We start from the raw sequence: 13,582 nt of genomic DNA on the forward strand, positions 1-13,582 counted from the left end.
GTCTTACCTACTTTTATTCACTTATTTTTGCCGTGTGAACATCTCTTAAAAATCCCCAGGTTTTTATTCCTGTTTTGGACCAAGAATAATTGTCAGATAGTTGCTTAGCCCGACTTGCTAGCTTCGATCTAAGTTCTACATTATTGATGATCTCTTCTAAAGCTTTTTGAATTGTATCTGGATTTTCAGGGTCAAAATAAAGGCCTCCATCTTCTAGAACTTCAGGCATTGGCCCACGATCAGAACAGACAATTGGCATTCCGATTGACATTCCTTCAATCAGAGTGTTAGGCATATTCTCACAACTTGAGGCGAAAATAAATATGTCAGATTCTGCAACCAAGTCGGGGACCTCATCATGCTTAACAAAATCGAATTGTTTAATAAAACTTGCCGTGGGATCATACCGTTTCTTACATTGATCCAGTAGCTCTTGAGCCTTCCCTTTTCCACCACCAACAAGAAGTAGTTCAAGAGGATAGCCCTTTTTCTTTAAACTAGCCACTGCTTTTATAACATGCCATTGATGCTTATACATTGAAGCGTTGGAAACATAAATACACCTAATGCCCCTTTTTTCTTCAGCTTTCCAATCATTCTTCTTACTGTAAACTTTAAAATTCTTACCTACTCCATGCGGGATAACGCGTACATTATTGAGTCTCCCTGTAAAATTTTGAATAATCTCTGAGGCATACTTGGTGAGAAAGAGCGTACCTTCAGCTCTTTTCAAAGCCAAAGCTTGTACATACTTCAAAATGATTAACCGAATTCTTGCTTTAGACCAACCAAACCTTTTCATCTCTCCCTTCTCATAGGAGAGCATATCACGACTCATAACAATGCTTGGTTTAAAATTGCTAATTCCCCCTGCATCTGTACTAAGAAGAATTGTACAGCCTGCATTTTGAGCTTCTTTTTTTAACTTAAAATATTGCCAATAGACTTGCTTTGGAAGAGACGCTTCTAATACTTTAGGACTATGTTTTGTAAGCCAAGGGAAGTCGGGTAGTTCATCTAATAGTTTTTTATATGACCAAAGATGAACATGATCAATGCCATTTTCTGTTGGATTGGATTCATTTAGTATGCCTATTAAATGTGCTCTTGCACCGCCAGATCTATTTCTTGAGGCGTCAATACCGACTATCATGTTACAAACTTGGATTCATTTATTGAGGTTGCATTAAAGCTTTGTATTTATCAAAGTAGCCATAAAACAAGCCAAATAAACCAAAGAAGTAATGACTAGAATGAAGTTGTTGGGTTAACCCATAGATATTAGTGATTATAAACCAAACGAGTAGTAAAACTCCTATTGGCTTAAATAATTTAGTTTTTAACATTAATCTTGAACCATAAACCAATCTTATTATATTCGTTATCCAGCATAATGATACAATTAGCCCTCCCTCTAAAAGTATATGGAAAGGTGTGTTATGTAGTGACATTCCATCAGGTAGAACCTCACCAGAGGCAGTACTAGAAGTATATTCTATCGTTTCAATGGTCAAAAATCCAAAAGTATAAAACCCTGTACCTTGTGGAAAGTACTCCGCCAATAATCGAGCAAATTCAAGAGCAGCCAATACTCTATAATAGTCAATTCCAGTTTCACCAAGTCTTGCAATTGAAGCTGAGAAAAAAGGGAAAAACAATCCTACGAGAAAAATAGCACAGAAAAGGCCTAAGACTGCAATAACACTCTTAGAAAACTGAATTTTTCTAATCTTTTGGATGGGCAAATCCAAATTCCCTGCCTTAAAAAACCTAGAGAAAGTAAAAGTTAAAAATAGTGCTAAGAATGACGCTAGAATCACTGTCTTCTTTATTGACATTAAAGCAATCACCAAAAACAAAAAGAGAGAAAATAGGTCACCAAAAAGGAAAGCTAAGCAAACTCCTAAAGGAATATCTACTCCAGAAATTACTCTCGTTTTTTCAGCATCAATCAAGCCTATTTGTGAGAACAACACCGCTAATAAACCATATACAAGCATAGCTCTATACACATAAAATAGGCCTGTGGAAGGCGTAACCCTTAATGCAAAAATGTAAAATATCAGGAAATGGATAAGATACAAGGGGAGTAAAAGAGCATTGTGACTAACAGAATATTCCCAACTAACCCCATAATATGAAACCAAAATGAATGTAAATACATATAAAAGTGATATAAAAATTGATCTTGAAACTTGACGAAATTCTGATTTTCTAAATGGAAAAAAATAGAGCCCCACAAACAGTGTTAGTCCTATATAGCCCACAAAAATTTGATTGGGGTATGGAGTAACATCACCAATCAATTTAAAAATAACAATTAGGCTTACCATTATTCCATAAACCTTTTCTTTAGGTTGTATCCAACCTACTCTAGAATCATTAAATCGATTAATCAATGATGAGTTTTGCATTTAATCGAATTCCAAGAAAGACCTATTCAAGTAGCTTTTATTGACTTTTTGATTTCTTACAATAAGCAAACCAGACAAAATACTAAAAACTAATAGAGTCACAGCCTCTTTAGTTATTCCCCTAAACACGTCTAAATTTGAAAGTAGATAATTGGAAATGAGCCAGGAACAAAAGGCGCTTATTGCGAGAAATGAAGTAAACAAAAGTATATCATTCGAAAGTATGTTTTTAGTCTCATTAAAAAAACTACGCCTTGCAATAAAAAGATAGCCAATAGACATAATACCTATTGCAGAGACATATAAAGTGACTGCACCAATGTCCCCAAAGATTATCTTGCCTATATAGATAAGAAGACATTGAATACACACCATAAAAGTCATGAAAATGTTTCGTTGCTTCAATCCACCAATAAAATCAGACATGGGTGTAATTACATTTGAGAGTGACAAGAAAATGAACAGAAAAGACAATATTCTAACCACTTCACTAAAACCTTCTCCCTCTGGAAGAAAAAATAAGATAAAAGATTCTGAGCCTAGAAAAACATAGAAAAACAGCAACAATGACACTGAGCTTACTTTTGTAGCAACATGCCACATTTTTTCTGCGTTCATTTTTCCTTTATCTAGAATAGATTTAGACTTAACTGACAACGCATTTCCAATAATATTAAAAGGTAGTGTCAACATTGTGACTATTTTATCAAAAGCTCCTATTAAACCTAGAAGCTCAACGCTCACAATTTTTCCAAAAATTATTAAGGGAAGTGATCTATAACCTTTAGTTATTACCCTCAACCATAAAAAGGATAAGCTTTCTAGTAACATTTGCTTAGTCTTTAAATGGTCAAAATGGTTATTTAAATTCCTATCGAAATGTTTAACTCTTATGTAGGGCAGCAAAAGACCGAAACCAAAAATACTTGATAGAATCGCGGTTCCTATTTGAGCAATTGCTAAACCCTCCGCATAAGGAAAAAGTATAGACACTAAGATAAAGCCTCCATTTCTTAAAACAGATTCTGTTGTATCGAGTAGTGCCAAACTTTTAAATTTCAACAAAGAGGTTAAACTCATCCGTGAAAATGTGAGGAATACTGAAAACCATGAAGAACAAACTAGAAAAATTGGTAATGATTCTCTATTATCAAATTCAGCAAAAGTTGATATAAGCCAGACCAAAACCAGCGCAGGGATCATTCCGAGTAAGGAGACTTTGAATTGTAGAGGAAGCCACTTTCTTATTAAAAGTGACATTTCACCAGAAGCTTTATCCCTATATGCAGCTATTGATTTACCAGCAGCAGATGCTACCCCAAAATCAAATACAGAATCCAAAATGTTTATAAAGGAGCCTGCAAAGACAAATAGACCATACTCCTTTGCACCCAACGTTTTAACCATTATTGGAAACGTCACAAGACTAAGGACAGATGTGATAACTCTAGGGCCAGCACTTAGCCCTAAAACCTTGAGTAAAAAATTCTTCTGTCCCAATTTTATCTAAACTCTTCTTTCATTAGAATTTTTCGATACTTATCTACAACAACCTGTATATCAAGCTCTCTCTCAAATCTTTCTCTTACAAGATCTCGAAAATGATTTTCCTTTTTGTATAGTACTTCAACTCCTTTTTTGAAATCTGCATATTCAATTTCAGGAAAATCACATCCAAATCTGTGATTAGTGTAATAATTCTGTAAATGGTCGTCCGAACCAATTCCGATTCCGGCATCTTTCACAATCTCAGGAACACCTCCACTATTGAAGTAAAGAACAGGCAATCCAAAAGACATTAATTCGGAAACAACATTAGGACAAGAATCTCTGTAGCCCAAGAAAATAGCTATATGAGCCTCTTGAATGGCTTCTAAGAAGGGACCCTCAAAAGATTTGAACCGAGGTAGCGTTTTGATAAATGATGAAGAATCAATTAATCCTAAAACTTCTTCTTTATTGCAGTCGGCTATCTCTCCTTCAAAACCAAGTAAAGTCAATTCTAATCTTCGAGACTCTTTCTGGTTGAACTCTTCAACGAACCTAACCATATCAACAATCCTCTTAGAAGGTCTCCAAGGATCATTAATAGTGATAAGCTTTATGGTATCACCCTGTTCTACTTTCCTTACTACATTTTCTTTGGTTGTGGCTCCATTAATGACAACTGAAGCATTCTTATTAAAGAATCTTTCATGAATCTCTCGTGAATAATTCGATTGATAAATGAGATGATTGGCCAATAATATGCGTAGGAAAGAAGTGTAGTTTTGGTTTAAAAGATTTGCGCAAAAAAGTGCTTTATCTCTCATAAAAGTATAGCGAGCTGCAAAGCGGAAAAGTACCCTTAACGGTAATGGAAATGAGTTTAAAAAGCCGTTAGAAAAATCATCAAAATAAAGCCCGTCTACTCTCAACACAACTCTTCTTCCTTTGATCTTCTCTTTTAATATTTGACCAAATGAAGCTGAAATATTGAATAAGACAACTTTTGGGTTTTGAGGATTATACCCTTCTTGCTCTGCTAACAATTCTGAAAGCATTCTGAAAAAGCGCTGACCTGAAGTCGTCTTCGTAGCATCGAAATAAACTTTATAGCCCGTTTTCATCCATCTACATCCTTACTGCATATGCTTATAGTACCATGCCTGATACATAAGAATTGTCCACAAAGTGGCATGCCTATCTTTTTTCCCAGACATATGTTCCTTCAATTGTTGGGAGACAATCTTCTTATCGAACACATCTGTTTTTCTAAGACTCTCTTCACTTAGTAAATCCAAAGCGAATGATTTTAAGTGCCCTCTTAGCCATGCAGCTACCGGAACGCTGAATCCTTTTTTCGGTCTTTCAACGATGTCTCTCGGAACGTACTTATGCAACAAATTTTTCATTGGCCATTTATTTATGCCATTATGACTCTTAAAATCAATGGGTAGTGACCAAGCAAATTCTACGATTCTGTGATTTAAAAGTGGAACTCGAGTTTCAAGACTTGAGGACATCGCAGCTCTATCCACTTTTTGCAAAATATCATCTGGTAGGTAATCTAAGGTATCTTGGAACATTAGCCTTTCTATATCATTTTCGAGAAATGAAGAGGCAGTGAATGGAAAATCGAGATTATTTACTCCTTTTACAAGAGTAGGGTAACCTTTCCACATTCTGTTCAAATAGGAATAGAATGACTCAATATTTGGTGAAGCCAATCCTTCTGCAATTCCCGCAGGTACAAACAGCCTTCCTAACTTTCTCAATTGCAGAGGAATAAGATTCAGTTTAGCATAGTATTCAGCTGACCTTTTGTAGCGATCATATCCAGAGAACAATTCATCTCCTCCATCTCCACTCAAAGCCACAGTAACGTTCTGCTTGGCTAACCTACTGACTAAGATTGTAGGAATTTGTGATGAATCAGCAAAGGGTTCATCATAGATTTCTGGAAGCTGATCGACAACATCTAGATAATCTTCTTCCGTAACTATAAGTTCTGTATGCTCCGTACCAAGAGCATCAGATACATTTTTAGCATGAACGGCCTCATTGAATTTTTCATCATGAAAACCGATGGTAAAAGTCTTTATTGGTTTATCAGCCACCTGCTGCATCATCGATACAACTAGGGAACTATCAATACCTCCAGATAAGAATGCCCCTAATGGCACATCAGAAAGCATCTGGGATTTGACAACATCCAAAAGTAGTGTCTCAAAAGCACCTACTGCTTCCTCTAAATCTCCAGAAAACCTATGACCTCCTAATCCTTTAATATAACTTTCAAGGCTCCAATACCTTTCTGGTTTTAATTCTGATGTATTAATTTCTGCAGGATCAAAAACCAGAAAAGAACTAGGAATAATCTTCTTAACATTGTCAAATATGGAATCTTCTCCAACGGTATAACCCTTTCTAACATATTTAGCTATTGCATCGCGCGAAATATTCTTTTCGAAATTTGGGTGCTGATAAAGCGCTTTAAGTTCTGAAGTGAAAAAGAATGTCCCGTTAACTTTCCCATAAAAGAGGGGCTTTTCTCCCATCCTATCTCTAGCTAGAATTAATTGTTGCTTTTTGCAATCCCAAAGTGCAAAGGCAAACATCCCCTCGATTTTTTCAAGCGTTTTTTTGAATCCCCATTCAACAATAGCCTCTAAAATGGTCTCCGTATCTGAGTGACCTCTCCATTCCGTAAAAGATATTTCCTTTCTAATAGATAAGTGATTATAGATTTCACCATTTAGCACAATAACGTACTGTCCATTTGCAGAAATCATTGGTTGGCTACCGGCTTCACTTAAATCCAGAATAGAAAGCCGCCTATGACCAAGAGCAACTCCAGATTGTTCGTCCAACCAAAACCCATCACTATCTGGACCGCGATGAACGATACTATCGGTCATTTTTCTCAGAATTTCCTTACTCCGCCCCAATTCAAAATTTTCTAGTTGAACGAAGCCTGTTATTCCACACATATTAGTTGTTCTGCTTTATCAATTCTAAAATATGGGATACAACTCTTCGAGGCATTTGCTCAGCCGGCTGCGGCCCGCCATTGAATTCAATCCATTCACTTATGGCCTCTGAATCGACTTGACCGACATGAGATAAATTGCTTTGTAATTGAACTAATCTATGAAGGATAAATCCTCTAGGATATGATTTCAAAACATCTCCATATTTCAATTCTTCGGCATCCCCAAATGCAACTAAGGCCAATGGCAAACCAACCAAGGCGGGAATTATTGACAAGGTAGAGGGCTCTGTCATAACCAAAGAAGTCTCTTGCAGTCGAGTCATGAACTCCTCATTTGGAATGACTTTCAAACCGTGTCTTTGCAATTCTTCTTTGCCATAAAGGCGCAAGGTCTCCGGGTGTGGCTTTATATAGAATGCCTTACCCATAGACTCTAAATGACTTTTGATCGTCTTGAGGAATGACAAGTATTGGGACTGAGATTTAAAAATTAGTCCTGTTGCGGTTAGCGCTGTATCGATATATATAACGTTATCTCTATATTCCGTATCGATTTTGGATTGGCTGCCTATCAACTCACTATTCAGTCCAAAATCATTAATGTCTGGATTACCTACACTATATACATTCTGCTTCTCTACCGCGTATGTTTCGACAGCATGTGCTTTATCTGCATCTGCATAGACTAAAAAACGACTGGTTTTAGCATCATCTGCAATCTTCATGGCAGAAGGCCTTGTAAACATCTGCACAAGGTGCTTTATAAATGTGCCGTAATCATATAGACTTGCATTAGTTTTCCTGAGTGACTTTAAGTAGCATGGGATAGTTTTTGTCACAAACTTGGGCAATCGACCAAAGGCAAATTTGAAATAGGCTGAGTAGCTAACTTTGTAGGGGCCATCATTACTCTTAGTGTCTTGAACTGTAACGAAGCCATGGTATTGATTGATTGTAGGAATGTTTAATTTCCTACAATACCTGATCATAGCTCGGTGAGCAAAAGTATGAGTAGACAGAAAGAAAACTAGATCTGGCTTTTCTGCTGTGAGTACTTTTTCAAAATCAAGCGTTCCATAGTAAGAAATATCGCGCATCATTAGTCGTTGATCAAATTCTTCCTTTTCAAATTCTGTCTCATTTCCCCAGCTTCCTAAGTGAACCAGCAAAGAATCAATACCCAATCTCTCAAGCTCTGAAAGAAGTCTTATGTACTTTTTTCTACCTCCCTTCCAGCTATCAAAAAATAATACTTTCAATTTCTAATGTCTTTAGAGATAAAGTCAAAGCTCATCCTTGATCCTTTTTTAACATCATAAGCAAAACGTCTACCTATTAAACCTTTCAGATATTCCGGGTGCAGCCCAAAGCCTGGCCGAATGCTTCTTACATTCTCTTCTGAAATTACTTCTCCTGTCTCAATGTCTTTGACCACATAGAGTGAGCGACTAAAATCCTTACCTTTTTTCTGTTTTTCTGTTAAGGTATAATCCACTTTACCAATTGCCGACTCAGCTTCTCTAACAGCTTTTACCATGGCAGTAAATTCCTCTTCATTCATGGAGAAAGAAGCATCAGGCCCACCTATGGAACGATCTAGGATAAAATGCTTTTCAATGATTTTCGCTCCAAAGCAAGTGGCTACAATAGGTACGGTAGCACCCATTGTATGGTCAGACAATCCAGAAATAACGCCATAACGCTCGGTAAAATCTTTCACCATTATCATATTGGCCTCATTAATGGGGGCTGGATAACTAGAAGTGCACTTTAACAGTGCTATATCATGATTCCCCATTCGATGACAGGCATCCAATGCCAATTCAATATCAGCTTGTTCCGCAATTCCTGTTGATAGAATTACAGGCTTTCCTTTGGACGCTACATACTCTATTAATGGAATATCTGTTATTTCAAAAGAAGCAATTTTATAGGCGGGGACTTCTAACTCCTCTAGGAAATCGACCGCTGTTTTATCAAATGGAGATGAAAAACAAATCAACCCTTCCTCCCACGCTACTTCAAAAAGTATTTTGTGCCATTCCCAAGGTGTATAGGCGCTTTGATAAAGTTCATAAAAGGTTTTACCATCCCAGATGGATCCCGACTTAATTATAAAATCATCTTTATCGCAGTCTATTGTTAGGGTATCTGCTGTATAAGTCTGCAGTTTGATGGCATCAGCACCTGCTCTTTTCGCAGCCCTTATGGTCTCTAGTGCTGTTTCTAAGCTTCCATTATGATTAGCCGATAGCTCTGCAATAATAAAAACGCCACTATGCTCACCTATTGAATAATTAGCTATTTTCATTTGATCTAAATTTCCTTCCTTCCAAACTAGGTTGTATTTCCTCTCGTAATTTGACGATTCTTAATGCTCCATTGGGTGTTTTCAATCGTAAAGGGTTATCTGTTAATATCGTTCCATTCTGCATGGATTGGTGGAAACCAAAGTCATCCTCTTCTACTCTATCTATAATAACCTTTTGATCGTCTAACCAAGTAAATGCACCTGGATAAGGATATGATTGAGCTCTGACCCAATTCTTGATTCTTTCTTTCTGCCAGTTCCAATTGATCTCACCATCTTCTGGCGTTCTTTTCCCAAAGTATGTCGCTAAACTCTCATCCTGTTCTATGGTCTCCATCTCTCCCTTGGCTATCCGATTAAGCACCTCAATTACTAATTCAGGATAAACTTCTTCGTACTTGGCTAAAACACTGGCACCTGTATCCTCTGGGTCAATCATTATTTCTCTTTGTAAAATGATAGCCCCTTCATCACAACCTTTTGTTATGAGATGTGCTGTTACTCCTGTATTCCTGTCATTATTTATAATTGCCCACACGTGGGGGGTTCTACCTCTATACTTGGGCAAGAGAGACCCATGTAGATTAATGGCGGCAGTTTTAGGCCAATGAATTAAATCTTCTTCAATCAAGAACAAATAGTTGACTGAGAGTAAAACATCGATTTCTTTATTTGCAATAAAACCTGAAGCCTTCCCATTTCTTGGGTTTCCGATAAAAGAATCAAGCTGATTTAGCTCTGCATAATCTATAATAGCTTGTGAACCTTTATCTGTAAAAATCCCAATGATCTCATGCCCATCTTTCAGGGATTTTAAGGTCTGAAATCCAAGTTTACCACTGACCATTAGAGCCAATCTCATCTTAATGGGTTGATTTTTGATTGTATCACAACATCTTTGGCTTTACCTTCGAAAAAGCAATGATCCCTCAACCGAGCATCTTGGAAGTAATTGTTTTTCTCAAGCGCTACATAGAGATGAGGTCTTAAATCGAAGGCGTATACATAAAGTTTATGTAGTTCGAGATCTTTAAAAGCTACTCTTTCTATTAATGTTAGATAAGTTGACCAAATCGTATTGAAATGCTCTTTTTCTAAAGCAGTCTCCATAATGAACGAGAGCTCAGCATTCTTATCTGTCCAATTGATATGAACAAGGCCGCCATATCCAATGCATTCGTCACCTTTTAGATAAGAGAATAAAATTTGATTAGGTTGTTCTTGATCAAATAATTTGGAAACTACAGTAGAAAAATAATGATCCTGATCTTCTTCTGAAAGGGGTTTAGATTGACGGAGGTGATAAATCTGCTCGTTCCGCCATTTCATAATATCGTAGCGGTCTTCTTCCCTTATCGGAACAAGCGAATATACTCCATCTGAAAAAACCTGATTGTTTAAAACTGTATATTCTCTCGGCATTGACTAATTCAACCTCTTAAAGCCACCATGACATACAGGGCTTTCTAACAATGAGCTTATATCTGCATCACCCTTTTCACAAGCTGACAGCGTATTAAAAATTGGTTCCAGCTCATCGAAATAGCGATTTACAAGCTCAGGTTTATGTTCTGTGCAAACATATACACTATTCGAAGCTAGAATACCTTTCTTGAGCATTTCTTGAGTGATAAAGGTTTTATATTTCAACCAATTGTCAGAAACTATTGAAAAAGAGGTAAGCGCGGGCAGGCCAGCGGTATTGATTTCAAGGTCGTATTTTTTACCTAAATCAGCCCAACGCTTGGTAATGTCTGTTCCTATTTGGGTAATGGTTTCCCAAGACTTCGTTTTTTCCATTACCTCTAATGTAGCCAAGGCCGCTGATGGTCCAATTCTCTCTGTCCAAAAAGTACTACTGATAAAAGTTTTCTGAGCAGCTTCCATTACGGAACGTTTACCCAATACGGCAGTTATCCCATATCCATTCCCCAAAGCTTTACCGAACATACACATATCGGGTTCTACCCCATACATCTTATGTAAACCGCCATAGGTTTGTCTAAAGCCTGAAGTACATTCATCGAAAATAAGAACGATATTATTTTGGGTTGCCAGTTTCCTCACCTCTTCTAAAAAACCATTCTCTGGCCCCATATTTCTAGAAACCTCCATTTTAATAACCCCTAAATCAGGATTATTCTGCACCAAGGTTTTTAGACCTTCAATATCATTATAATTAAATGGAAGTACAGTGTTCTTTAAATTCCTTGGAACGCCACCTGGATTTAGTCCTGGTAAAAGATGTCCGTCTAAACCGTCAGTCTCGCCTAGATTTGCAGAAAGATACCAGTCATGCCAGCCATGATAGCCACAGATCGCGACCTTATCTCTACCTGATGCTGCCCTAGCGATCCGAATTGCAATGGCATTGGCTTCACCACCGCTTCGCGCCAATCTTACCATATCGCCCCATGGGTGTAATTCTACTAACTTTTCAGCCAAGTAAACTTCCTCAGGACAATTGAAGGTGGACATATTACCTTGGCTAACCACTCTTCTTACTTCATCATCAACAGTTTCGTTTCCGTAACCCAGAATGTTGGTGCCAATCCCCATAATGGACATATCCAAATATTGGTTATCGTCTAAATCCCAAACCTGACAGCCTTTGGCTCTACTGAAGTAAGAAGGCCACTTTTCTGGCAGAAACATTTCTGGCCTTTTTGATAACAACATTGTCCCTCCCGGGATCAACATTTTTGCTTTTTTATATAAATCTTGACCTGTCCCCATGACCATTCTATTTTTCTTTTTCCAATGATTTTAAATACCCTTCATTTCTAAAAATCGATTGGTTTTTAAACCTATCCGGGTGTTTCAGTATATGCTGTGTGTAGGTCTCCCAAGTTTCATTGAGACCCAAATCATTAATTAGCGTCTCCATAGCATCAAAATCTGCTTGCTCATCTACAGTCATTCGAATTTGGTTGTAATTCTTAATACAGTCTAAATTCTGAGCCTTAAAAAGATCACCTCCCATAAAATCAGTATTTCTCCTAATAAAGGGAGTAACATGCTCTCGATCAGATTGAAGTTTGGCTTCTTCCCAAGCCCTTTTTAACGTGTTAAAAGAAACCACCTCGACATCTTGCCCATCAGGATATAATTCTTTAAGAATATTAGCCGCATAATCCAACTCATTATTTATAGTCAGATCAATCACTTGATCAATCAAGTTAGCATCAATCAATGGGCAATCAGACGTTACTCTCACTACATAATCTGGCGCATATTCCTTTACACTTTGAAAAAATCGATCTAAGACATCATCTGTAGAACCCTGAAATACATCTACAGACATAACCTTTCCTATTTCTACAATCTGTTCTACTCCTTCTTCGAAAGTGGTGGCCACAATAATTTTTGAGGCCAATTTCGATTTTTTAAGACGTGAAAGATGAATCTGAAGTAAACTTTGGTTATTAATCTTTTTCAAGACTTTACCGGGCAGTCTAGTGCTACCAACCCTTGCCTGTGTAATAATAATCACTTCCATCAGTTCCAGTTTACAGGGTTAAGTAAAGAGACTTCTTTAACCTTTAGATTGTCCATCATTTCAAAATATGACTCTAGGTTTTCAGTGTGAGCCCACTGCAGATTTTGCTCTAACTGATTTAAGCTGTCCACACCAATCAATACACCATCGATATATGGTTTTGAGAGTGCATAACTAAGCGCCAAAGCTCCGATACTGATGTCCGCAGCTTTTGAAATATCATGAATGACTCCTAACTCCTTTCTGAGTGGTTTTAATCTTTCTGGAAGATCTTTAACATCCATAAAAAATAGCCCTTGTAAATAAGCAGACCTTGTATGAACTTCTTTGTTATGTTCTTTACACTTCCTAAGTGCTTCGCTCCTCAGTGAGTCATTATCTAATAAGTTGAAAGGGGCTTGTACTAAATCAATATGTTCATCAGTAGCAACTGCTGCTAACTCCTCATTGGTATAAACGGAAACCCCCAGCTTATTAAAACCTTTTCCTTTCTGTGAATCTAAAAGTTCTTGAAGTTGGCCTTTCGTATTTACATAGTCTTTATAAGAGTGGAACATCAAAGCATCAATCTTCTCTACGCCTAGGTCAGTGTAACTACTTTGAAGTGAATTCCCCCAAGTTCTCCCTTCCTTTAAGGCAAGCTTGGTGATGATATTGAATGGGTTATGACCTTTTGATTTAATAAAGTCTCCTATTACTCGTTCAGATGAGCCGTATGCAGCCGCAGTATCCAAAGTTTTTACGCCAGATTTTAATGCCAAATCAAGAATTTCATGAGCTTCAAGGATACTCATTTGCCCCAATTTATTGTTCACTCCATAGTTCAGTCCAAATTGAACTGTCCCTAAAATAAGTTTACATGATATCTTCAAAACACTATGAAT

Annotated in this window: 12 protein-coding genes; all 12 read right to left on the reverse strand. The window is 37.2% G+C overall.

Annotated features, from left to right (window positions below; translation table 11 throughout):
* Window positions 1–13: 13 nt before the first annotated feature.
* From OB69_RS03080 to OB69_RS03130, 12 genes are read right to left on the reverse strand one after another with little or no spacing between them, the layout of a single operon-like run.
* Window positions 14–1,153 (reverse strand): glycosyltransferase family 4 protein, encoded by a 1,140-nt coding sequence (locus OB69_RS03080; protein ID WP_053222227.1) that lies wholly within the window; start codon window positions 1,151–1,153, stop codon window positions 14–16.
* 19 nt (window positions 1,154–1,172) lie between these two features.
* Window positions 1,173–2,414: a hypothetical protein gene (locus OB69_RS03085; protein WP_053222228.1), complete on the reverse strand. Its 1,242-nt coding sequence runs from the start codon at window positions 2,412–2,414 to the stop codon at window positions 1,173–1,175.
* The gene (locus tag OB69_RS03090; RefSeq protein WP_053222229.1) at window positions 2,415–3,914 is read right to left on the reverse strand and encodes an oligosaccharide flippase family protein; all 1,500 of its coding nucleotides are present in this window, start codon (window positions 3,912–3,914) and stop codon (window positions 2,415–2,417) included.
* Window positions 3,915–3,916: 2 nt separating this feature from the next.
* The gene (locus OB69_RS03095; protein WP_157608475.1) at window positions 3,917–5,023 is read right to left on the reverse strand and encodes a glycosyltransferase; all 1,107 of its coding nucleotides are present in this window, start codon (window positions 5,021–5,023) and stop codon (window positions 3,917–3,919) included.
* Between the two features lie 12 nt (window positions 5,024–5,035).
* Window positions 5,036–6,886, reverse strand: coding sequence for an asparagine synthase (glutamine-hydrolyzing) (asnB, locus tag OB69_RS03100; protein WP_053222231.1), 1,851 nt, complete (start codon window positions 6,884–6,886; stop codon window positions 5,036–5,038).
* Between the two features lies 1 nt (window position 6,887).
* On the reverse strand, window positions 6,888–8,147 hold the full coding sequence (locus OB69_RS03105) for a hypothetical protein (protein WP_053222232.1): 1,260 nt from the start codon (window positions 8,145–8,147) through the stop codon (window positions 6,888–6,890).
* A complete protein-coding gene (gene pseI, locus OB69_RS03110) occupies window positions 8,144–9,199 on the reverse strand; it encodes a pseudaminic acid synthase (RefSeq protein WP_053222233.1) in 1,056 nt (351 codons plus the stop codon). The genes OB69_RS03105 and pseI overlap by 4 nt, the downstream gene beginning before the upstream one ends.
* Window positions 9,186–10,046, reverse strand: a complete 861-nt coding sequence (locus OB69_RS03115; protein WP_185096851.1) for a methionyl-tRNA formyltransferase — start codon at window positions 10,044–10,046, stop codon at window positions 9,186–9,188. The genes pseI and OB69_RS03115 overlap by 14 nt, the downstream gene beginning before the upstream one ends.
* Window positions 10,047–10,057: 11 nt before the next feature.
* Entirely contained in the window at window positions 10,058–10,621 is a 564-nt protein-coding gene (locus OB69_RS03120; protein WP_053222235.1) for a GNAT family N-acetyltransferase, read from the reverse strand.
* A 3-nt stretch (window positions 10,622–10,624) separates the two neighbouring features.
* Window positions 10,625–11,935: an aminotransferase class III-fold pyridoxal phosphate-dependent enzyme gene (locus tag OB69_RS18780; RefSeq protein WP_071426702.1), complete on the reverse strand. Its 1,311-nt coding sequence runs from the start codon at window positions 11,933–11,935 to the stop codon at window positions 10,625–10,627.
* A gap of 7 nt (window positions 11,936–11,942) precedes the next feature.
* Window positions 11,943–12,698: a cytidylyltransferase domain-containing protein gene (locus tag OB69_RS18785; protein ID WP_071426690.1), complete on the reverse strand. Its 756-nt coding sequence runs from the start codon at window positions 12,696–12,698 to the stop codon at window positions 11,943–11,945.
* Window positions 12,698–13,570: an aldo/keto reductase gene (locus tag OB69_RS03130; protein ID WP_185096852.1), complete on the reverse strand. Its 873-nt coding sequence runs from the start codon at window positions 13,568–13,570 to the stop codon at window positions 12,698–12,700. The genes OB69_RS18785 and OB69_RS03130 overlap by 1 nt, the downstream gene beginning before the upstream one ends.
* Window positions 13,571–13,582: the final 12 nt, after the last annotated feature.

The sequence above is a fragment of the Roseivirga seohaensis subsp. aquiponti genome (genome assembly GCF_001267955.1).
In the GTDB taxonomy this organism is placed as follows: Bacteria; Bacteroidota; Bacteroidia; order Cytophagales; family Cyclobacteriaceae; genus Roseivirga; species Roseivirga seohaensis.

Coding starts and splice junctions, on each gene's coding strand:
- OB69_RS18780 (WP_071426702.1), bottom strand. CDS start 11,935: ATGGGGACAGGTCAAGATTTATATAAAAAAGCAAAAATGTTGATCCCG.
- OB69_RS03080 (WP_053222227.1), bottom strand. CDS start 1,153: ATGATAGTCGGTATTGACGCCTCAAGAAATAGATCTGGCGGTGCAAGA.
- pseI (WP_053222233.1), bottom strand. CDS start 9,199: ATGAAAATAGCTAATTATTCAATAGGTGAGCATAGTGGCGTTTTTATT.
- OB69_RS03120 (WP_053222235.1), bottom strand. CDS start 10,621: ATGCCGAGAGAATATACAGTTTTAAACAATCAGGTTTTTTCAGATGGA.
- OB69_RS18785 (WP_071426690.1), bottom strand. CDS start 12,698: ATGGAAGTGATTATTATTACACAGGCAAGGGTTGGTAGCACTAGACTG.
- asnB (WP_053222231.1), bottom strand. CDS start 6,886: ATGTGTGGAATAACAGGCTTCGTTCAACTAGAAAATTTTGAATTGGGG.
- OB69_RS03085 (WP_053222228.1), bottom strand. CDS start 2,414: ATGCAAAACTCATCATTGATTAATCGATTTAATGATTCTAGAGTAGGT.
- OB69_RS03115 (WP_185096851.1), bottom strand. CDS start 10,046: ATGGTCAGTGGTAAACTTGGATTTCAGACCTTAAAATCCCTGAAAGAT.
- OB69_RS03095 (WP_157608475.1), bottom strand. CDS start 5,023: ATGAAAACGGGCTATAAAGTTTATTTCGATGCTACGAAGACGACTTCA.